This window comes from Gemmatimonadota bacterium (genome assembly GCA_009838845.1).
Lineage (GTDB): Bacteria > Latescibacterota > UBA2968 > UBA2968 > UBA2968 > VXRD01.
The window spans coordinates 1-19,833 of sequence record VXRD01000137.1 but is presented as its reverse complement, the minus strand read 5'-3'; the positions used below and the strand labels follow the sequence as shown (position 1 = coordinate 19,833).

Annotated in this window: 21 protein-coding genes; 9 read left to right on the top strand and 12 right to left on the bottom strand. The window is 50.8% G+C overall.

Features of this window, described 5'->3' with window-relative positions; genetic code table 11:
* Window positions 1-116: 116 nt before the first annotated feature.
* Window positions 117-734, top strand: a complete 618-nt coding sequence (locus tag F4Y39_19090; protein MYC15835.1) for a chlorite dismutase family protein — start codon at window positions 117-119, stop codon at window positions 732-734.
* Window positions 735-757: 23 nt separating this feature from the next.
* On the opposite strand, the gene F4Y39_19085 is transcribed toward F4Y39_19090, so the two are convergent.
* Both F4Y39_19085 and F4Y39_19080 read right to left on the bottom strand, forming a co-directional pair.
* Window positions 758-1,576, bottom strand: coding sequence for an SDR family oxidoreductase (locus tag F4Y39_19085; protein ID MYC15834.1), 819 nt, complete (start codon window positions 1,574-1,576; stop codon window positions 758-760).
* Complete coding sequence (locus F4Y39_19080) at window positions 1,501-2,235, bottom strand: SDR family NAD(P)-dependent oxidoreductase (protein ID MYC15833.1); 735 nt, start codon at window positions 2,233-2,235, stop codon at window positions 1,501-1,503. The genes F4Y39_19085 and F4Y39_19080 overlap by 76 nt, the downstream gene beginning before the upstream one ends.
* On the opposite strand from F4Y39_19080, the gene F4Y39_19075 reads away from it, so the two are divergent.
* The 6 genes from F4Y39_19075 to F4Y39_19050 all read left to right on the top strand — a co-directional run bounded on the left by F4Y39_19075 (window position 2,217) and on the right by F4Y39_19050 (window position 8,165).
* Window positions 2,217-3,518: an ATP-binding protein gene (locus F4Y39_19075; protein ID MYC15832.1), complete on the top strand. Its 1,302-nt coding sequence runs from the start codon at window positions 2,217-2,219 to the stop codon at window positions 3,516-3,518. The genes F4Y39_19080 and F4Y39_19075 overlap by 19 nt on opposite strands.
* 168 nt (window positions 3,519-3,686) lie before the next feature.
* The gene (locus F4Y39_19070; GenBank protein MYC15831.1) at window positions 3,687-4,862 is read left to right on the top strand and encodes a phosphoribosylaminoimidazolecarboxamide formyltransferase; all 1,176 of its coding nucleotides are present in this window, start codon (window positions 3,687-3,689) and stop codon (window positions 4,860-4,862) included.
* 139 nt (window positions 4,863-5,001) lie between these two features.
* Window positions 5,002-5,508: a MerR family transcriptional regulator gene (locus F4Y39_19065; GenBank protein MYC15830.1), complete on the top strand. Its 507-nt coding sequence runs from the start codon at window positions 5,002-5,004 to the stop codon at window positions 5,506-5,508.
* A complete protein-coding gene (locus tag F4Y39_19060) occupies window positions 5,505-6,407 on the top strand; it encodes an RNA polymerase sigma factor RpoD/SigA (GenBank protein ID MYC15829.1) in 903 nt (300 codons plus the stop codon). Before F4Y39_19065 ends, F4Y39_19060 begins: the two co-directional genes overlap by 4 nt.
* Before the next feature lie 11 nt (window positions 6,408-6,418).
* The gene (locus tag F4Y39_19055; protein ID MYC15828.1) at window positions 6,419-7,258 is read left to right on the top strand and encodes an amidohydrolase family protein; all 840 of its coding nucleotides are present in this window, start codon (window positions 6,419-6,421) and stop codon (window positions 7,256-7,258) included.
* Between the two features lie 103 nt (window positions 7,259-7,361).
* Window positions 7,362-8,165, top strand: a complete 804-nt coding sequence (locus F4Y39_19050; GenBank protein ID MYC15827.1) for a TauD/TfdA family dioxygenase — start codon at window positions 7,362-7,364, stop codon at window positions 8,163-8,165.
* A gap of 9 nt (window positions 8,166-8,174) precedes the next feature.
* On the opposite strand, the gene F4Y39_19045 is transcribed toward F4Y39_19050, so the two are convergent.
* The 10 genes from F4Y39_19045 to F4Y39_19000 form a co-directional block, all read right to left on the bottom strand.
* Window positions 8,175-9,065 (bottom strand): phytanoyl-CoA dioxygenase family protein, encoded by an 891-nt coding sequence (locus F4Y39_19045; protein MYC15826.1) that lies wholly within the window; start codon window positions 9,063-9,065, stop codon window positions 8,175-8,177.
* A gap of 54 nt (window positions 9,066-9,119) precedes the next feature.
* Complete coding sequence (locus F4Y39_19040; GenBank protein ID MYC15825.1) at window positions 9,120-9,866, bottom strand: hypothetical protein; 747 nt, start codon at window positions 9,864-9,866, stop codon at window positions 9,120-9,122.
* A gap of 115 nt (window positions 9,867-9,981) precedes the next feature.
* Entirely contained in the window at window positions 9,982-10,704 is a 723-nt protein-coding gene (locus tag F4Y39_19035) for a molybdopterin-dependent oxidoreductase (protein ID MYC15824.1), read from the bottom strand.
* Between the two features lie 201 nt (window positions 10,705-10,905).
* A complete protein-coding gene (locus F4Y39_19030; protein MYC15823.1) occupies window positions 10,906-11,745 on the bottom strand; it encodes a thymidylate synthase in 840 nt (279 codons plus the stop codon).
* Window positions 11,746-11,850: 105 nt separating this feature from the next.
* Window positions 11,851-13,095, bottom strand: a complete 1,245-nt coding sequence (locus F4Y39_19025) for a transcriptional regulator (protein MYC15822.1) — start codon at window positions 13,093-13,095, stop codon at window positions 11,851-11,853.
* Window positions 13,096-13,181: 86 nt separating this feature from the next.
* The gene (locus tag F4Y39_19020; protein MYC15821.1) at window positions 13,182-13,646 is read right to left on the bottom strand and encodes a dihydrofolate reductase; all 465 of its coding nucleotides are present in this window, start codon (window positions 13,644-13,646) and stop codon (window positions 13,182-13,184) included.
* A gap of 7 nt (window positions 13,647-13,653) precedes the next feature.
* Complete coding sequence (gene rimO / locus F4Y39_19015) at window positions 13,654-14,994, bottom strand: 30S ribosomal protein S12 methylthiotransferase RimO (GenBank protein MYC15820.1); 1,341 nt, start codon at window positions 14,992-14,994, stop codon at window positions 13,654-13,656.
* Window positions 14,995-15,016: 22 nt separating this feature from the next.
* Window positions 15,017-15,544, bottom strand: a complete 528-nt coding sequence (locus tag F4Y39_19010) for a hypothetical protein (protein MYC15819.1) — start codon at window positions 15,542-15,544, stop codon at window positions 15,017-15,019.
* Window positions 15,541-16,440: a phosphatidylserine decarboxylase gene (gene psd, locus F4Y39_19005; protein MYC15818.1), complete on the bottom strand. Its 900-nt coding sequence runs from the start codon at window positions 16,438-16,440 to the stop codon at window positions 15,541-15,543. Before psd ends, F4Y39_19010 begins: the two co-directional genes overlap by 4 nt.
* 20 nt (window positions 16,441-16,460) lie before the next feature.
* Window positions 16,461-17,108, bottom strand: coding sequence for an RNA pseudouridine synthase (locus F4Y39_19000; protein ID MYC15817.1), 648 nt, complete (start codon window positions 17,106-17,108; stop codon window positions 16,461-16,463).
* Window positions 17,109-17,286: 178 nt separating this feature from the next.
* Here F4Y39_19000 and F4Y39_18995 point away from each other — a divergent pair, with 178 nt between their 5' ends.
* Window positions 17,287-18,723: a pectic acid lyase gene (locus F4Y39_18995; GenBank protein MYC15816.1), complete on the top strand. Its 1,437-nt coding sequence runs from the start codon at window positions 17,287-17,289 to the stop codon at window positions 18,721-18,723.
* Window positions 18,724-18,736: 13 nt separating this feature from the next.
* Window positions 18,737-19,657: an aldo/keto reductase gene (locus F4Y39_18990; protein ID MYC15815.1), complete on the top strand. Its 921-nt coding sequence runs from the start codon at window positions 18,737-18,739 to the stop codon at window positions 19,655-19,657.
* The last annotated feature ends 176 nt before the right edge of the window (window positions 19,658-19,833 follow it).

The following is a 19,833-nucleotide window of genomic DNA, read 5'->3' as shown; positions in this document are numbered from 1 at the left end:
ATAACTGGAGGCCTGAAGACGTGCATCATTCTACTGAATCAAAAGAAAAACTCGATATCCTCGAACACGGTGCGCCTGTTGATGGGAAACCGCAAACGAGTGATCGGCGGCTTTATATGCAGTTGCAGGTTTTCACAGATGTCAAGGATGTTGGTGCGGTATCTCAAGCCCTGGAACAAAGTGATCTCGATGCTGCGCTCTATCTCGATGCGCACGATCCCTATGGTATTGGTATTGTTTTTTTGACCGAATCACCGGATTTGTTTGTTACGGATATTCGCGCGCTGCTCAGTAGCGATCCATTCTCTGTCTGTACACGTCGTCCCGAACTCACGATGCTCGGGCGCACGTATGCCACGGGTTACGAGCCGGATCTCGAATACGCGCTTATTGATCGACCGCGAGATAATGTGCTCAATCCCGAATGGCCCTGGGCGATCTGGTACCCGTTGCGTCGCAATGGGGCTTTTGCTCGTCTCGATCACAGGGAACAGCGCAAAATTTTGATGGAGCACGCTTCTATTGGACGCGCTTATGGCCGCGAAGATTATGCGCACGATATTCGTCTGGCCAGCTATGGCCTCGATGTCGATGACAATGATTTTGTCATTGGTTTGATCGGTGCAGAACTCTATCCGCTCTCTCGCGTTGTGCAGGATATGAGAAAGACCCAGCAAACCGCGCTTTATGTCGAATCGCTGGGTCCTTTTTTTGTGGGGAAAAAGTGTGAGTAGGGCAGGTCAAGAGTCAAAAGATCTCACAACTTTTCCAAAATCATCTTACGCATCGCATATTCCATCATAGGCGGACACCATTTGCCCAGGAGGGCGAGCATTCGATTGGTAGCACCTGGTATGATAAGGTGCTTTTTCTTTTTTATACCTTGAAAGATGTGGTGCGCCAATTTTTCGGGCGGCATGCGTTTTTCTTCGCGTGTGTTGTGCGGGCTGTGACGCCGCGCATGGGCTGTGCGCGTTGGACCGGGAAAGACTGTCATGATGTGAATATTCTGCGGCGCGAGAGCGATGGATAAACTGCGTGCGTAGGAGGCCAATCCGCTTTTGGTCGCGGCATAAGTTGCAGCACCCGGATAGCTCGTGTAGTGGGCAAGGGAGGAGATGAAGGCTATGGACGCACCTTTTGCAATCCGGTCGGCTTTGAGTAATGCGGCTGTGAGTCGCATCGGTGCGTAGAGGTTTAATGCGATTACGCGTTCGTGATTTTCTATGCTTATGTCGGGGAATCGTCCCACGGCGTTGATGCCCGCGTTGTGGATCAATACGTCAATCGGTTTTTTCTGGCGCAATTCGGGGAGTACGCGCGCGACTCCTGCTTCTGAGCGCAGGTCTGCAATGACAAATCGCGCATCCAATTCCCGCTCGACTCTCGCTGCGCCCGCGGCATCTACATCCACGCCCGTTATGGTATATCCCGCCTGTGCAAAGCGATGGGCAAGTGCTTTGCCGATTCCATGCGCCGCGCCTGTGATGACCGCGTGTTTCACGTTGCTCGCACTATGGCGTTGACCATGCCCTCGCAATAGCACCCTAAAAATCGCGCCCATGCATTTCTCCATCCAATTGTCGCGATAAAACGCTGTCTATCTATCGCCTGTGTGATTTTTTGGGCGACCCTTTCTGCAGACGGAAATCCCTTTGTCTTTTCGTTGTCCATGCCAATTTTTCGATGCAAGCCCGTGCGCGTCGCTCCCGGGTGAATGATCTGTACATTTATGTCGCCTTCGATTTGCAAATTGCGTCCCAGTGTGTTGAGGGCTTCTTTGCTCGCTGCATACACGGCGTAATCGGGACAGGGGAAGGCATGTGCGATTGAGCCGATCATTACGAGTTTTCCATTGGTTTTTTTCAGGTATGGCATCAGGGCGTGTGTCAAGCGTAAGGGTGCCATCAGGTTGACTGCTGTGATCTCCCGAATGCTTTCCGCGCTTTGTTCTGCGATAGGTCCAAAATATCCGGTGCCAGCATTTTGAATCGCCAGGTCTATGGCGTCGATTTTTTGCGCGTTCAGAAATTCACATACCCGTTCTGCACACTTGTCCTGCGATAGGTCTGTACGACAATATGTGTCTTTGGTGTATAACGGATCATTGAGTGTGTCCAGTGGGCGTCTGCCTACCAGTATTAACCGATTTCCGCGCGTCTGATAGATTTTTGCAAGTGCCCGGCCAATCCCGTCTGTTGCGCCGGTGATTAAGATTGTTTTTTTCGATTGCATTTGCTCTTGACGCCTCTCTTTCTGTCATGTACTATGCTTCTAACTTAATACAGGAGCCACACATGATCCAGCGTCTTGAAACCCTTTATTATCAGTGTTTGCGTCATATTGAACAGGATCTCGCGCCTTTTCACATGCTGGTTGGTGCGAATGGCAGCGGTAAAACGACTTTTCTCGATGCTATTGCGTTTCTCGGGGATTTTGTGCGCGATGGCCTCGATGCAGCGATTTACAGTCGGGCGAGTGAGTTGCGCGATTTGACCTGGCACGGTTTTGCAGATCGATTTGAAATCGCTGTTGAATTGTCTGTGCCCGCGCACGAATCCAATCTGTTTTCCGATCGGGATTTTTCGCGGTGTCGATACGAAATCGCCATTGGCGTGGTTGAGGAAAATAGTGATGTCGGGATTCTGTCCGAGCGGGTGCTTTTGCTCACAGATATTCAGCGAGATGACCGCGCTGTTCAAGAGTCGCTCTTTGCAGTGGAGGGTCCCACACCGCAAACTCTGTCGACGCCCAGGCTGCGCGGCGTCAAAACCATTGTGAATAAAGTGCCTGGTGGAAATGATAAGTTTTACGATGAATCCGGTGCGGGATGGGATCCTTCTTTCAAGCTCGGCGCAAAGCGTTCGGCACTGGGCAATTTACCCGAGGATGAAGCGCGTTTTCCCGTTGCTACATGGCTCAAACACACGCTTTCAAATAGTATTCACAAATTCGATCTCAATGGAGAACGCATTCGTCGTCCCAGTCCGCCGGGCCAACCGCGCAATCTGTTGTCCGATGGTACTAATCTGCCCTGGGTGGTCGCTGACCTGAAAGTGAATGAGCCGGACAGGCATGCGGCCTGGCTGGCGCTGTTGCGCACTGTTTTGCCGGGTTTATCCACTGTTTACACGGTTGTGCGTCCCGAAGATCAGCACTGCTATCTCGTGGTTAAGCACCACAATGATCTCGAGACGCCGTCGTGGATGTTGTCCGATGGGACCCTGCGATTGCTGGCTCTAACATTGCTGGCTTATGTGCCCGATGGCGATGGGATATGTTTGCTCGAAGTTCCGGAAAATGGTCTCCATTCCGGCGCGGTAGAAGCGGTTTTCAAAGCATTCAGTGCTGTAGCACAGCACGAGGACAGGGCGCGTGCCCAAATTTTGACCACTACGCATTCGCCCGTTGTTCTCGACCTGGCTGATCCCGAGCAATTGCTCTGTTTTGTGACCACTGAAACAGGTGCGACGGAAATTGTACCGGGTGCGGACAGAGGGCGGGCTGATGGCTGTTGACATATATGTAGTCTCCCGTTATATTGGTTCTATCAATAGTATCTGACGCAACTGGCGAATATTCGGAAATAACCGGAAGGGAGCGTTAGAACTAAAATTCAAGGGGTCGATCGCCTGGGCTCAATCCGCTATAGGATTGGGCTTTTTTATTTTTAAAAGGATTGTCTTATGTCTCAAGATGGACTGATTCTTCGTTATGGTTGCAACCCGCATCAATCTGATGCGCGTGCGTACTCTCCCAGCGGTAAATTGCCCTTCACAGTGCTCAATGGCGCGCCGGGTTATATCAACTTGCTCGATGCGCTCAATTCCTGGCAACTCGTGCGCGAGCTTAAAGAGGTGCTCAGTCTGCCGGCAGCTGCCTCTTTTAAGCACTTAAGCCCTGCTGGTGCTGCTGTTGCGGTTCCCATTTCCGACGCGCTGCAAAGGGCGTATTTTGTCGATGATCTCGATCTTTCGCCTCTGGCTACGGCTTATGCCCGCGCTCGGGGTGCGGATAGGCTCTCTTCTTTTGGCGATTGGGTGGCTTTAAGCGATGAGGTGGATCAATCGACTGCGCGCTTGCTCAGCCGCGAAGTGTCCGATGGTATTATTGCTCCGGGGTATCAACCGGAGGCGTTCGATATTCTCAAGAAGAAAAAAGGCGGCAGTTATCCCATTCTTCAGGTGGATGAATCATATGCACCTGCTGGATCAGAGACTCGCGATGTTTTCGGTGTTGTTCTGGAACAGACGCGCAATACCAAAGCCATTAATGCAGATATTTTAACGAATATTGTGACAAAGAATAAAGAGGTGTCTCCCGAAGCACAGCGCGATATGCTCCTGGCGACTATTGCTCTGAAGTACACGCAATCCAATTCGATGTGTTTTGCCTTTGATGGACAGGTTATCGGCAATGGTGCCGGACAGCAAAATCGTCTGGCGTGTACGGAGATTGCCGCGGGCAAGGCCGAAGCGTGGTATTTGCGCCAGCATCCAGATATTCTCAATTTCAAATTTAGAAGGGGTCTGAAGCGCCCTGAAAAGATCAACGCTATTGAAGCTTATTTGCGCGGCAATATGACCGATGAGGAACGTCGGATTTGGGAAGCCTGTTTCGATACTGTACCTTCTCCTTTGGAGGAGGATGCGCGGCGAGGGTGGATTGGACAGATGGACGAGATTGCGCTCAGTTCCGATGCGTTTATTCCCTTTCGAGATAATATTGATCGCGCCGCTCGCACGGGCGTTAAATACGTGGTTGAGACCGGGGGGTCAGTGCGCGACGACGATGTCATCGCAGCCTGTGATGAATACGGTATGCTTCTGGTTATGACCGGGGTGCGTTTGTTCCATCATTAAGATAGCTGATTGCCCAACTTTAACGTTACGTAAAAGTTTTTTGTTGACATTGATGTTTTGTTGAGGTATATTTTTTCGCCCAACTTTAACGTTACGTAAAAGTTTGTCTGTTTTGCTTATAGAAACGAGGTGATTTGTCGTGTCAAAATGCGATGATGGTTTGATGCATATTGGGAAATTGGCAAAAGAAGCCGGTACGACTACGCGCACAGTGCGCTATTACGAAGAGATGGGTCTGATATATCCCGAATGTCGAAGTAGTGGCGGTTTTCGATGTTATTCCCACGAGCAACTGACGCGGTTGCGCATGATTTTGAGTCTTAAAGAGATGGAATTTGATCTCGAACATATCAAGGTCATTATTGACAAACGAGAACAAAATAAAACTGCAGGCGAACTCGCGCATGATATTCTCGAAGATCTCAATGCACGCCTTAAAGAAGTTGAGGAACAGATTGAGCACTACAAGCATATACGCAAAACCCTGACCCAAACCATAGCCAGTATCTGCGCGTGTTTGCCCTGTGATCTCAGAGTTGAAGAGCGTCTCTGTCCAGCGTGTCAAACGCTCAACCAACCGACGTGTCAGTCCGTACCATTTTTTCATTCTACACCAACTGCCGAGACACTGGAATTAAAGCTATGAAAAAAGAATTAAAAAAATCAGCAGAATTCCCGTATAAAAACACTACGGGACAGGCCCTATCTGGGAGCGATTCTTCTTCGCAGGCTCAGGGCCAGCTTACAGATCTTTATTTGCGCGATATTCGCAAATACACCCCTCTTTCCCGCGAAGACGAAGTCAAAGCCATAAATGCCGCGCGCAAGGGCGATCAAAAGGCGCTGGATCATCTCATTACAGCCAATTTGCGCTTTGTTGTGCGCGTGGCTGGCGAATACACGGGGCGCGGGTTGCCCCTTTCCGATCTCATTGCCGAAGGCAATATGGGCCTTATACGCGCTACCCAAACTTATGATCCTGAACGCGGGTACAAATTTATCACTTATGCGGTGTGGTGGATTCGCCAGGCGATTCTCTCTGCGCTCAATCGCCAGACACATCCGGTCGCGTTTCCGGTCAATCAAATAGATGATCGCGATGTGCTCAATAAAGTGTCTGCCGCACTCTCACAAGCATCCGGTCGCGTTCCCACGATTGACGAGTTGGCTTCAGAAACCGATTTTTCACCTCGACGGGTGCATAAGGCACTTCAAACGAGCCTGGCATCTGTTTCGCTCGACAGCCCGGTATATGAAGATGGCGACCGCCGGTTTGCCGATGTTGTTCCCGATGATGCACCCCTGCCAGATGAGGATGTGCATGCCAGCCGATTGCGCGATCTTTTGCACAAGGGCCTGGCCGATTTGCCCGAGCGCGAAGCCGAGATTATCAACCGCTATTTTGGTCTGGATGTTGATGACGCGGAATCGCTCGAGCAAGTGGGCAAGCGTTTTCACATTAGCCGCGAGCGCGTGCGACAGCTCAAAGACCGCGCGCTTGGGCGATTGCGCGAGCATATGGACATAGAAGAAGTTGCATTATAGAGGAGTCATTGATGATTATTGATACGCATATCCATATTTACGACCCCACTCGCCCAGAAGGTGTGCCTTTTCCCGAGCCGGATGACGAGATTTATCGCCGGGTTATGCCCGAAGACTACAGAGCACTGGTCGCGTCTGAAGGTGTTACGGGGGCTATTATTGTCGAGGCGAGTACATGGGTCGAAGATAACCAATGGGTGCTCGATGTGATTGAGGATGATCCGTTTATCGTGGGGCTGGTTGGCAATCTCGATCCGCGCACTGAGGATTTTGGCGATCATCTCAATCGCCTATCTCCCAATCCGCTGTTTTTGGGTATTCGCCCGCGCACCCATCCCTGGGAGCGAGAGGATTTGGGCAAGATGGCGGGTGCTCTTGAAAAGCTCGTCGAACACGATCTCGAACTCGATTCGGGGATCAATGAAGCGGTTATCGAAATCGCGCGTCGTTTGCCCGATCTTCGCATTGTAATCAATCACTGCGGCAATATTCCGGCAGATGGGAATCCCATCGCGCCCGAGCGTTTGGAGCTTATGCAAAAAGCCGCGGAACAGCCCAATATTTTTTGCAAGGTGTCGGGCCTGATGGATTTGCGCTGTCAGGTCATTCCGGCGCCCACAGATCCCGATTTTTATGTCTATTTGCTCGACGCGCTCTGGCAGCTTTTTGGTGAAGATCGCGTGATTTACGGCAGTGATTGGCCGGTTCTCGAACGCAGCAAGCGCACCCCTGCCGAGGCGCAACGCCTTGTGTATGATTATTTTTCTCAAAAGGGCGATGCGGTGCTGGAGAAGTATTTTTGGAAGAATGCAAAGGTCGCGTATAAATGGTCGGATAAAAAGCGCGAATAGACGAATAGACGAATAGACGAATGGAGATAAATACTGGTTTGGGGAGGATGGGCGGGGTTCGTTGATTCGCTGATTCGTAGATTCGTAAGATGAGGTACGAACTATGCAAGTCATACCTTCTGGCGGCGCACTGGGCGCGGAAATTCGGGGGCTTGATCTTTCGCGGGTACTTGAGGATGATACTGTCCAGGCGATTCGCCAGGCATTGCTCGATTACTGTGTGGTGTATTTTCGCGATCAGGATTTGAGTGAGGAAGATCAGATTCGCTTTACCAATTATTTTGGTCGCGCGGTAGAACATGTTCGCAAACAACTGGATCGGGAAAACAAAGAGATTTTTATTGTTTCCAATATCGAGGAGAACGGCCAGCCCATCGGTGCTCTGGGCGATGGAGAGGTTAGCTTTCACTCCGATTTGTCGTATCTCAAGCGACCGGGTACGATTTCCGTTCTCTATGCGCTTGAGATTCCCAGTGCAGGGGGCAATACCCAGTGGTGCAATTGTTATGCCGCGTATGAAGCTTTAGATGTAGATATGAAAAAACGGCTCACGGGATTGCGAGCCGTGCACCGCCATTATGTTGAGGAACAAAACCCACCCGAGCGCGTTGACCATCCGGTCGTGCGCACCCATCCAGAAACCGGACGCAAGTCGCTTTATGCGGGTCCCCATCTGACCAAATATATTCTCGATATGCCCGTCGATGAAAGCGACGCGCTTCTCAAGACGCTTTTTGAGCACGCCGCCCGTCCCGAATTTTTGTGGACCCATGTCTGGCAGATCGGCGATCTGGTGATGTGGGACAACCGTCCCACAATGCATCGCCGCGAACCCTTTCTACCATCGGAACGCCGCATGATGAAACGCACGCAGGTTTTTAATGCGGATGATATCCCGTTTGAATGATGTGGGACGTTATACCCGATGTAGATGGGTCCCTTTGCTCTCCCGCAGGTCTGTTATCCACCGCGTACACCATTCGTCAAAGCTGTTTTGTACAGATGCGGGATTTTCTTTGCTCTGGACAATAAATTCAGGCCAGAATGGACGTCCTGTAGGTGTGCCCGTTTTTTGAAATCGCAGGTCCATGCTCCAGCGCACCAGATTGGAGCGGTTTGGCTGGCCTCTGTGCGGGGTGTACGCACTCATCATGAGTACGTCGCCGCGTTTCATGATGCAGTTTACGGGTTCGATTTCCGGCATGTACATGGGTTTGATCATGGTGCCGCCTTCGCGCTGGTGTTCGAGCAGTCCCATGGGTACCACGCCGGGCAGTACCTGTAAGCACCCGCGTTCTGGTGTGACATCTACGAGTGGTATCCAGCAGGTTATGATTTCCGAGATGTCCGCTTCTTCTTTTGTTACGCCCTGGTCCTGATGCCAGGGTACCTGTCCGGGTTGTGTTTCTCGCGCAGGCAGGTAGGGGCGGAAATGCTGAATGGGGCTCAGGGTTATTTCTGGTCCTATGAGGCTTTCGACTGCGGATAATAATTGTTCGTTGAAGAAGATGTCGAACATTGGTTTGACGCGCGCGCGCATGATGTCGAATCCACCCGCAAAACTGCGCAGTGCGTCATATCCCTCATCGTCTAATTCCCGTGCAATCGCGGCTAAGCGATGGCTAAAGGATTTGTCTGCATGTACGGATGAGATCGACCCTTCTTCCAATAGTTCTTGCGCCTTGTGATTGATCAATACGTCATAAGCGTGTTCAATCGGTTCAAAGGCAGAGTCATCTAATACATTTTCCGCAATCGTGAATCCCCGATCGCGATACTGGTCAATTTGCTCTTGTGGCAATGACATGGTGTGTTTCTCCTTTGATGCGTGTGACCGGCGTTGGTGTTGAGCAACTGACAGCTATCCATTGACCGTTTTGCCAAAAGATTCCACGAAGATGAGGAAGTCGGAAATGTCAATGGTTCCATTGTTGTTGAGGTCAAATTTTGAATCGAAGTTCTCCTGTCCGCTCTGGGTTCCAAATACTTCAACAAAGAGCAAAAAGTCTGTGATCCCGACCTGTCCATCGCCATCAAAGTCGGCAGTTAGCATACTCGGCGTCCCCGTATCTATCGCTTTCGCAAAAGTGATCACGATCTTAATGGGATCATCTGGCGGTACGTGCTGGGAGAGTGCGTTTAGTGCCAGGGGTCTTACAGCTTCGGATAATGACTGCAATAATTCTTCTAAAAGAAGTGGGCGTATAATATGCAGCGAATCCGCCGTAGCTGTGTACGTATAATTGAGCGGGTCTTCATTTTCGCGCGTTATGGTGAGTGCATGGGTATCGGACGCAATCGTGTAATTACCTGTGTATTGGCTCGTATCGTGTACAGCGACCGAGAGTGGAACCAATAATACCGCAGAGATATTGGTCGCTGTTCTGTAGTCAGATTGAACACTACCGTCTGCCCCAAAAGTTATTGTGCCGTTGATCTCGCCTTCAACTGTAAGAGGTGATACAGCCTGTACAAGCCCGGCGGGGACATAAGCGTTTAGCGCGATCTTCTCAGCTACCCAGGAGCCGACGATGTCGCCACCCTGGGGCCTGGGGGTTTCTGGCAGTACTCCTGCGTCTGCTTGTCCCAATGTTATGACTGTCATCATAAGTAGAACGCAGTTTTTCAGCATCTTAAACCTCCATTTTTTGACTGCAACGCCAAAATTTGATTATGCCTTTTAGATGTTGAAGTTTTTTGGTTTAACTTCTGAGCATACTCTTCTATTTTAAAACGATTTCGACCCGCGCTACGCCCTTTACATTTGCACAGCGGTCGTCGTGTCCGGGTATGATCAGTCGCAGGGGGCCGCCATAGCTGGCGGGCAGGGGTTGTCCTTCCAGTCCGTAGATTAACAATCCTTGCTCTCGGACGAGGGCGAGATCGACGGTGGCTGAGAAACGGTCGGCGTCTGCGTAAAAAATTGCGTCGGCATTGGGTGTGTGGTCCAATACTTCGCGTACCCAAACGCCCTGTCCCTGGCGGTCGGGGATGAGTTTACTTATGTCTGCGACCTGATCTGGTAGTGTGGCGAAATTTTCAAAGTCGAGGGTTCGAGACGTATCCGATGTTTCTATTGTTAATATGGGTGTGTTTTGCGTGCTTTTCAGCGCGGCTGCCATGCGGTCCTGGATCATGTCGAATAAGCGGGGATCGCCGCCCAATGGGCTGGTGAGTAGGATGCGTATTTGTGGGTTTTCGTTTTGGAGAGATGCGATGCGTTGTAACAGGTTTTCGCGCATTGCATCGGGCAGGGCGATTAGTGCGGGGAAGACGAGGATTTGTTCGATTCCTTCACTGGTATGTACGCTTTCTTCCAATTTATCAAATGAAGTGGCGACTACCTGATCGGCAATTTTGGCGTCAATTGCCGCGTTGATAAATTGGCGAGATATCTGCGTTTCGCTTTCGGCACATATTACGAGTAGTGTTTTCACGATATTCACGTCCTGTTCAGACGGTGCTCGGCAAAAGTGATAATAACTGGTTTACCCATCATGTATCCGATCATTCCATTTGAAAACCTGCCTTTAGGCTTCCAGATTTTCCTGGTTCTCACGTCCGTTTTTATCCTGGTCGGCATTGGATATATCTTGTGGCAGATGATTCGCGCAATACGCGATAAAAGGGAATAATGGGTGGCCGTCTTAAACCGCCATTTCCGCGCGGATGGTGTCGTGGTGCTGGTAATTGATGAGTTCAAAGTCGTCCATTTCAAAATCGCCGATTTCGGTTTGTCCGCGGTCTTCAATCCGCAATTTGGGCAGGGGATATGGTTTGCGAGATAGTTGTTCTTTTACTGCGTCGAGGTGGTTTAAGTAGATGTGCGCGTCGCCCAGGATGTGGATAAATTCATGGGGTATGAGGTTCGTGATTTTTGCGACCATGTGCAATAATACGGAATAGGACGCGATGTTGAGTGGTACGCCTAAGAACATGTCGCACGATCGTTGATACATTTGTAGGGATAGTTTGCCTTCTGCGACGTAAAATTGGAAGAAGTTGTGACACGGGGGCAGGGCCACGTCCCGAGTGCCTATTTCCGCTGCATTCCAGGCATTGACCATGATGCGCCGGGATTCGGGGTTTTCTCGGATTAGATTAATCGCATTTTGAAGCTGATCGACCACTTTCCCATTGGCGCCTTTCCACCGCCGCCACTGTACACCGTAAATACGCCCCATGCTGCCGTCGTTTTTATCCATTCCCAGGCGGTTCAAATAATCTTCGTAATTGCCATCCCACAGCCGATTGCTTTTCAAATAGGTTTTTAAGTCGTAGATGTTGTCGGATCCGGATATAAACCACAGGAGTTCCGATAGTATCGATTTCCACACCAGTCGCTTGGTGGTTACTGCGGGAAATCCGTCTGCCATTGCATAGCGCGCATGCAGGCCAAAACACGAGATTGTGCCCACTCCCGTGCGGTCTCCCTTTTTTACGCCGTGGTCCAATACGTGTTGCAGTTGGTCGAGATATGTGTGCATGAATACCCCCAGTGATAAAATAAAAAATAAAGGGGGAGAAGTAAGAGATTGGAATAGTGGGAAGAAGGGAATTGCCGATCTTAAATTTATCCGAAATGACAATGCCTACGTTTCTTGTAGCGATTTGGCGGCAAAGATCGTCAAGCGCAATTCTTCGTCGAACAATTCATAAACAGGCGTTTGACCGCTGAGTGCCTCGCTTTCGTTTAAGATGATGCCTACGCCTTCGCCTCGTCGCTCCAAAAAGTGTCGTCGGATTACTTGTCTGCTCATCGTGTCATACAAGGTGATTTCCGAGAGTAAGCGGGCGAGCAATTCATTGCGGGTAGCTTGTGCATAACGCAAATTTTCCAATGTCACGGTGTTTGCTAATGCGCCAGGCGAGTATAGTTCGAGCCTGTCTGAAAACATGAACAAACGAATTTTCGAGCCGGTTTTTGAATAATCTCTGTGTACAACGGCATTCACCAGGGCTTCAAAAACGGCTCGCATGCTGTATTGTGGTCGTTCAATTCTGCCAATGTCTTTGCGCGCCGATACCTGATTGAATTTTTCGACAAATTTGAAGGCGTCTATGATCTGTTGGTCCAGGGCCCCCTTAAAATCTTTGGCATCAATCTGGTAGTTCGCATCCTTTTCCATCCCCCGATAAAAAACAGATTGAATGAAACTGTTGTAGAGGTACTCATCGGGACTGTCATGGCACATTAACACACCAGCGACCGATGCGCGGTATTCTCTCCCTTCTTTCACGAGCAAACGCCTCTTAAGCAGCAGATCTTCGTCCTGTTCGGGGATGCCTTTGGGGATAAATCGCTGATAGAGTTCTCGCCTTAGTGTGTCTTTATTCGTATTCGGCACAAACTGTTCATCAAAAGAGATAATACGTGCTTGTGAGCGGGCTTGTAACAATCTGCCCAATTGCTCCGTCGTCATTTTGCGCCTGGTATCCCCTTGTCGCAAAAAGAATCCGTTGCTGCTCTGGTGTGCCCACAAACTCCGCGCAATATTGATATAAACCAGTGTTTTTTGTTTCCCCATCTCATCGGGAACCCGGATACTATCTACGAAATAATCCACGAGAGGAGGTTCTATCAGGTCGTGGCATATTTCAGTAATAAAATGAATCAGTCTTGGAACATTATTGATATCGATACCGAGGATTTCCCGATTATCGGAAACGCCGAAAATTACGACTCCCCCTTGCTGGTTCGCAAATGCAGCGAACTCATCGGACAGCCCATCCCGATGAGGCCTAAATTGTCCACCAACAAGTTTTACTTCTTTGAACTCAACGCCTGAGCTTTCTCCCGATTCAATTTTTTCCAAAATTTCCCGTTCGCTGAGCATATCAATTCTCCAGATGAATACGCTTGTCGCATGCTCAAACGTCTTCTGAACACCATTCAGAATACTGACACCTTCACTGTTGAACCTTATTTTTTTCGTTCATAATATACGACTGTGAATTGATCATACACCTCTTTTTTTGAGATGATCCATTCATTTTCGTCAAATTCGGGGAAGTATTCATCGCCTGCGTATTCTGCGTCGATGTACGATAGAATCATCCGATCAGCTTTTGATAGTGTGGCGCGATATATTTCGCCGCCTCCGCAGATGAATACTTTGCGGCCATAGGATCTGGCTTTTTCAATGGCTTCTTCGAGTGATCTGCACACATCTACGCCTTTTGTGTCGGGCATGGTGCGGCTGACGATTACATGCAGGCGATCCGGCAGGGGTTTGCCACCCCAGGATTGATATGTTTTGCGCCCTACCAGGAGGACGTGTCCAGTGGTGGTGCGCCGAAAGTGCTTCGATTCTTCAGAGATGTGCCAGGGCATTTTGTTGTCCCGACCAATGACGCGGTTTTTGTCCATTGCAGCGATGATGGTCATTTTTCCCTCAGATTTTTATGGGCGTGATATCCAATAGGGCGTTGGTTTTGACGACGTGTCCGATGAGGTCGTGTTCGGTTGCATCGGTGATTTCGACTTCGACGAAGTCACCGATATTTGCAGGACCAGTGAAGAATACGGCGCCGTCGATTTCCGGGGCGTCCATTCGCGTGCGCCCGATGTAGTGATATGCCGGGTCGTCTGAGATTTCATCTACGAGTACTTTGAAGGTGCGTCCTATGTGCGCGGCGTTCAATTCTCCCGATATTTGTGCCTGCAATGCCATGAGGTCGTTCAACCGTTCGCGCTTGATGTCTTCGGGTACGTCGTCTTGCAGTGCGCCTGCCTGCGTATTTTCTTCGTGTGAGTAGGTGAATCCGACGAGGCGGTTGAATTGCATTTCATCGACAAAGTCCATGAGTTCTGAAAAGTGTTCATGGCGTTCGCCGGGAAATCCGGTGATGATTGATGATCGGATGGTCAAATTGGGTATGCGTTCGCGCAAGGTGTGGATGAGTTTCCGAATGCCCGCTTTTGTGGTGCCCCGGTTCATGGCTTTTAGTATGGGGTCTGATGCGTGCTGGATGGGCAGGTCGATGTAGGCGCATAATTTTTCTTCGGTCGCCAGGAGGTCGATGAGTTCATTGCGCCAACCGGTTGGATAGGCGTATAACATCCGCACCCAGTCGAGTTTCTCGATTTGGATCAGTTCTTCTATCAGGTCTATCAGCCGGGGTTTGCCGTACAGGTCTGCGCCATATCGCATGGTGTCCTGGGCAATGAGGGCGATTTCGCGCACGCCGTTGCCGACCATGCGATAGGCTTCGGCGATGAGGCGATCCAGGTTTTCGCTTTTGTTTTTTCCGCGAAAGCTCGGGATGGCGCAAAATGCACATGTTCTGTCGCATCCGTCCGAGATTCGCAAGTACGCCCAGTGTTTTGGGGTGAGGAGATGGCGCGCTTCTGCATCTCGAATGGTGTGTATGCGCGATGTGCCCAACAGGTTATCGCAGTGTGCGACGATTTCGCGTTCTCCGGCAAGGCCCACGATCATGTCTGCTTCGACGAGTTCGGTTTCCAATTCTGTTCGGTATCGCTCGGCCAGGCAGCCCGTGACGATGACGCCGCGACAGCGTCCGTTTTTTTTGTATTCGGCGGCGTCCATCACTGTTGCTATTGATTCTTCTTTGGCTGGTTCGATGAATCCGCAGGTGTTGACGACGATGATGTCGGCGTCTTCTGCGTCGTCCGAGAGGTCGTAGCCGTTGAGCTTGAGGAGGTGATGCATGCGCTCGGAATCGACGGTGTTTTTGGGGCAGCCGAGGGTGATGAGGTTGATTGTTGGCATAGGATATTTTGGGGTTAAAGGTTTATTGCATTGCCGTCCAGATAGCCCACGCGTAGCTTGCGATGAGTATTGCAATTCCCGAGGCAAATACAATCGCTTTTGGTTTGCGCGCTGGTATGTTGAGGAGCATGGCTGCGATTATTAAAAGATATGTGATGAATAAAATTTGTCCAACGCGTTCGTCGGGCAGGATAAAGCGCGTTGTGAATGCCAGCGGCAGGAGTAATACCGATGATGGCATTTCGTCCCGGTCTGTGTCTGATAATTTTATGGCGTAAACCCCTGTGTATCCGATGAGCAATGCGACGGATAGGGGGCCTTTTAATCCAAAGCAATAGGCAAAGATAGCAGGTGCAAAACCATAGGTGCAAATTGCAATGAGGCGGTTGAGGGCGATGTGTTTTGGGTCGCGCCAGATATTGAGCAGGGCGGCGAATAGCAGAGATATGAGGGCGACTTCGTATTGCGCGTGTATGGCATAGATTACAATGCCAAAGGCAAAGAACAGACCCGATAGTGCGATTAATTTGGAAGGTGTTTCCGGATTCATGATACGGCCTGCACGCCCAGTTGTGATCCCGCGTGTACCTGGACTTCGATGTCTGATTGTGTGTCGCGGGTGAGGTCGTTGTCAAAGACAATGCGCCCAGGCTCAAACAGGAGTACCAGAGTAGATCCTCCAAATTGAAAATAGCCCTTTTCCTGCCCACGTTCTACATTGCCCGGCTGGTATGTTTGGACGATGCGCCCCACGCCCCAGCCCGCTACTTCCATGATCATGATGCGTCCAAAGTGTTCGGTTTCGAGGTATGTTACTTCGCGTTTGTTGTGGGCAAATAAGTCGGGTTTTACGTCGAGGGCAATGGGGTTGACGAGATAATAGCGTCCAGAGATTTTAGCAGATGAGGTGGCGATGCCGGCAACGGGAAAATGGTAGCGGTGGTAGTCTGCCGGGGCCAATCGAATGACGAGTGCAGCACCATTTCTATAGGGGATTGCGGATTCTTTTGATGATAGGAGGTGTGCAATATCGACATGGGACCCTTTGATGGGTAAACGGGTTTGTGCATTTAGTTTGGGATATGCGAGTACTTTTCCATCGGCAGGTGAACAGAAGATGCAGGGGTCGGCGATAAAGGGGCGTGCGTCGGGTTTGAGTTTGCGCGAGAAAAAGGCGTTTAGATTTTTGTATTGATTCAGGGGCAATTCGATTTCGTCCAGGTTGATGTCGTATTTTTGTACAAATGTTCGGATTTTTTTTCGCGATCCCGATAGGTCCATCCATTTGCCCAGTAGCCAGCAAAATGGGTATGTGTTCAGGAATATGTTGTATATAAATATTGCCACGTGAGATCGCGCGACAGCATATTGAATGCGGGGCAATATGAGCGGTTCGGAGATCATTTCATCTGTTTTGCGATTGCGATAGGTTATTTGTTCGGTCATGAGTGGGGTGTGCTCTAAAGCTATGTGAAAGATTTGGGCCAAAATTTTTCTGGTCGGGTTTCAAAGGTCATGCGTTCCTTTTTTGTCGGGTGTATTATGGTCAGGCTCTGTGCGTGGAGGGCGATGGCGCGGTTGGGAAATGGTTTGCGCGATCCGTATTTAAAATCGCCCAGTACGGGGTGGCCTATGTCTGCGAATTGTACGCGTATTTGATGATGGCGTCCGGTGGCGAGGTCCACGCGCACCGAGGATATGCCGTTGCGGTATGCCAGTCGCTCGTACGTGAGTTCTGCGCGTTGTCCATGAGGGGCGTTTACGATGCGGCTTTTTGTTTGCCGTCGCGCGATGTGGTTTACGAGATGGCCGTTTTCGGGGGTTTTGCCGTGGACGAGAGCGATATAGCGTTTTTCAACGGTTCGCTCTCGAAATTGTTGCGATAAGCGGCGCGCTGATGTCGATGTGCGCGCAAAGACGACGACGCCAGATACTGGGCGGTCCAATCGGTGTACGAGTCCGAGAAATACGTTGCCGGGTTTGTTGAATTTGACTTTGAGATAGGCTTTGCCCATGTCCAGCAAGTTTTTGTCGCCGGTGTGGTTGCCCTGTACGAGCAGGCCAGCGGGTTTGCGTACGACCAGCAGGTGATTGTCGAGGTAGAGGATGTCCATTGTGAACTGAATTTAAATGCTAATGATTAAAAGCGCAACTGATGTGGACATTTTGCGGTTGACCGCAGAAGGTGAATGGGATAGCTTGCAGCGCGATAAGGGTTAAAAGCAACTGTCACTACTGAGTTGTGCGTACGTCATTGCGGCAGGGTTTTAGCCGCAATCCAGAAAGGTTTTTATGAAATTTTTTTTTGTTTTGCTCCTGATGGTCAGTGCGCCGCTCGGTGCGGATGAAAGTCTTCATCGATCAGCGATTGATGCGATGGTTATGGCGACGCGCTATTTCCGCACCGATGTTGCGACTCATGGCGGTTATTTGTGGCGGTATAAGACCGATTTTTCCATGCGCGAGGGCGAGGGCTCGGCGTCGCCTTCGACGATCTGGGTGCAGCCGCCGGGTACGCCTGCTGTGGGTATGGCGTTTTTGGAGGCGTATGAGGCTACGGGCGATACGCTGTTTCTCAATGGTGCTGTTGAGGCGGCGCGCGCGCTTGTGTGGGGGCAACTCGCTTCTGGGGGTTGGGATTATCGCATTGATTTTGATGCGGAGGGAAGTAAGCGCTGGCATTTTCGGCGAGATGTCGATCGGGGCGATGTCGATACGGGAAACCGCCGCAATCGCACGACGCTTGACGACAATAATACGCAGAGTGCGTTGCAGTTGTTGATGCGGGTGGATAAGGTGCAAGATTTTGAGGATGAAGAGGTTCACGCGGCGGTGCTATTTGGTCTCGATGCGCTTCTCAAGGCGCAGTATCCAAATGGGGCGTGGCCGCAGCGGTTTGAGGCTTTTCCCGATCCGGAAAAGTTTCCGGTGAAGAAGGCGCGTTATCCCGAAACGTGGCCGCGGACCTATCCCAATACGCGCTATTTGGATTATTATACGTTTAATGATAATGCGATTGCCGATGTGATCGAGACGATGGTTGAGGCGTACGATGTTTACAGCGATGTCCGTTATCTCGATGCGGCTAAGCGCGGTGGCGATTTTATTATTTTGGCGCAGATGCCCGAGCCACAACCCGCGTGGGCGCAGCAGTACAATTTGGATATGGAGCCGACCTGGGCGCGTCGTTTTGAGCCGCCTTCTGTTACGGGTGGCGAGAGTTTTGGGGTTTTGCAAGTGCTTTTGGATTTGTATTTGGCGACCGGGGAGGCGCGTTTTTTGGATCCGGTTCCCAGCGCACTGGATTGGGCAAAACGCTCGCTTCTGCCCGATGGTCGCCTGGCGCGTTTTTACGAGCTTCAGACCAATCGCCCGCTGTTTTTTACCCGCGATTATGTGCTTACGTATGACGATTCAGATCTGCCCACGCATTATGCGTTTAAGGTGAGTGGGAATCGGATTGAGAGGGTTGAGGTTCTGTACAATCGCATCAGGGCAGAGGGGCGCGAGAAGATTTTGTCTGAGCGCGGGCGCGTTACCAGCCCGGGTGACGATCGCGTGAGAGAAGTTATTGATGCGCTCGATGACCGGGGTCGCTGGGTCGAGCAGGGGGCGTTGAGAAATCCAGAGAATAGACGCGAGCGCATTGAGGCGGAGATTCTTTCGTGCCGCACGTTTATTCGGAATCTGAGCTTGCTGGCGCGTTATGTGAGAAGTGAACGAAAATAAATAAGGAGATGCTATGCCTGAACTCGAAACGCGACGTCTTGGTCGCACGGAACTTAAGCCCAAAGCGATTGGTCTTGGCTGTGCTTTTCTCGGCAGTCCGCAGCGGGTGTCTGATGATGAGGGGATTGCGACTGTGCGAGAGGCGATTGACCGGGGGATTAATTTTATCGATACGTCTGCCGCTTATGGCGGGGGCGAGAGCGAGCGGCGTGTGGGTCTCGCGCTTCAAGGAGGGTACCGGGAGAAGGTTTATTTGCAGACTAAAGCGGGTACCCATCGGGATAGGCGACACGATTTTTCGGCGAAGTCGATCCGGTGGACGGTTGAGAATAGTCTGAGACAGCTCAAGACGGATTATATCGATGCGTTGCTTATCCACGATCCGAGGGATATAGAAGAGGTTTATTCACCGGGATTTGCTTCGGATGAGCTTTTGAAGATGAGAGACGAGGGTTTGATCGGTTATACGGGTATTGGCTGTCGTTCTCACGATTTTCACCGCTACGCGATTGAGACCGGGGTTTGCGATATTGTGATTACGTTTCTCGATTATACGCTGTTGAGTCAGACGGCTGCGGAGACGACGATTCCTCTCGCACTTGAGCACGATGTGGGTCTTATTCTGGCGAGTGTGCAGGGGATGGGCTTGCTGGCTGGTCCCAGACCCGATGCCGAGTTGTCTGGCCGTCGCTATCCAGGGCAGGCAGAGCGCGCTGTTGCGATGTGGGAGTGGTGCAATGCGCGGGGGATTAGTATTCGTCGCTTTGCTCTGCAATTTTGTCTGGCTGCACCCTTAAATGGCAATGGTATGCTTCTTGTGGGACCGGCTTCTCCCCGCGAACTCGACGAGGTTCTCTCCGATGCCACCGCCGATGTCGATCTCGATCTCTGGGGGGAGTTTGAGAGGGCGTTTGGGGTTGGGTTGGAAGTGTGAAGTGTGAAGTGGGATACAGGTGAGACGCTAAAGGCTGTCCGGTGTATAATTGTAGGGGCGGGTCCCCGTGCCCGCCCGTCATCGCGGCATGGTGTTGAGCCGCGATCCAGTGTTTGTTGTAGGGGCGACCCCTTGTGGTCGCCCGTGTTTTTGTATATGTTTATTAAGTTTTAAAC

Excerpts from the sequence above, each read along its gene's own strand:
- rimO (MYC15820.1), bottom strand. The coding sequence starts at position 14,994 with ATGCCAACAATCAACCTCATCACCCTCGGCTGCCCCAAAAACACCGTC.
- F4Y39_19000 (MYC15817.1), bottom strand. The coding sequence starts at position 17,108 with ATGGACATCCTCTACCTCGACAATCACCTGCTGGTCGTACGCAAACCC.
- F4Y39_19040 (MYC15825.1), bottom strand. The coding sequence starts at position 9,866 with ATGATGACAGTCATAACATTGGGACAAGCAGACGCAGGAGTACTGCCA.
- F4Y39_19060 (MYC15829.1), top strand. The coding sequence starts at position 5,505 with ATGAAAAAAGAATTAAAAAAATCAGCAGAATTCCCGTATAAAAACACT.
- F4Y39_19025 (MYC15822.1), bottom strand. The coding sequence starts at position 13,095 with ATGCTCAGCGAACGGGAAATTTTGGAAAAAATTGAATCGGGAGAAAGC.
- F4Y39_18995 (MYC15816.1), top strand. The coding sequence starts at position 17,287 with ATGAAATTTTTTTTTGTTTTGCTCCTGATGGTCAGTGCGCCGCTCGGT.
- F4Y39_19030 (MYC15823.1), bottom strand. The coding sequence starts at position 11,745 with ATGCACACATATCTCGACCAACTGCAACACGTATTGGACCACGGCGTA.
- F4Y39_19055 (MYC15828.1), top strand. The coding sequence starts at position 6,419 with ATGATTATTGATACGCATATCCATATTTACGACCCCACTCGCCCAGAA.
- F4Y39_19080 (MYC15833.1), bottom strand. The coding sequence starts at position 2,235 with ATGCAATCGAAAAAAACAATCTTAATCACCGGCGCAACAGACGGGATT.
- F4Y39_19010 (MYC15819.1), bottom strand. The coding sequence starts at position 15,544 with ATGAATCCGGAAACACCTTCCAAATTAATCGCACTATCGGGTCTGTTC.
- psd (MYC15818.1), bottom strand. The coding sequence starts at position 16,440 with ATGACCGAACAAATAACCTATCGCAATCGCAAAACAGATGAAATGATC.
- F4Y39_19085 (MYC15834.1), bottom strand. The coding sequence starts at position 1,576 with ATGGAGAAATGCATGGGCGCGATTTTTAGGGTGCTATTGCGAGGGCAT.
- F4Y39_19090 (MYC15835.1), top strand. The coding sequence starts at position 117 with ATGCAGTTGCAGGTTTTCACAGATGTCAAGGATGTTGGTGCGGTATCT.
- F4Y39_19070 (MYC15831.1), top strand. The coding sequence starts at position 3,687 with ATGTCTCAAGATGGACTGATTCTTCGTTATGGTTGCAACCCGCATCAA.
- F4Y39_19050 (MYC15827.1), top strand. The coding sequence starts at position 7,362 with ATGCAAGTCATACCTTCTGGCGGCGCACTGGGCGCGGAAATTCGGGGG.
- F4Y39_19045 (MYC15826.1), bottom strand. The coding sequence starts at position 9,065 with ATGTCATTGCCACAAGAGCAAATTGACCAGTATCGCGATCGGGGATTC.
- F4Y39_19020 (MYC15821.1), bottom strand. The coding sequence starts at position 13,646 with ATGACCATCATCGCTGCAATGGACAAAAACCGCGTCATTGGTCGGGAC.
- F4Y39_18990 (MYC15815.1), top strand. The coding sequence starts at position 18,737 with ATGCCTGAACTCGAAACGCGACGTCTTGGTCGCACGGAACTTAAGCCC.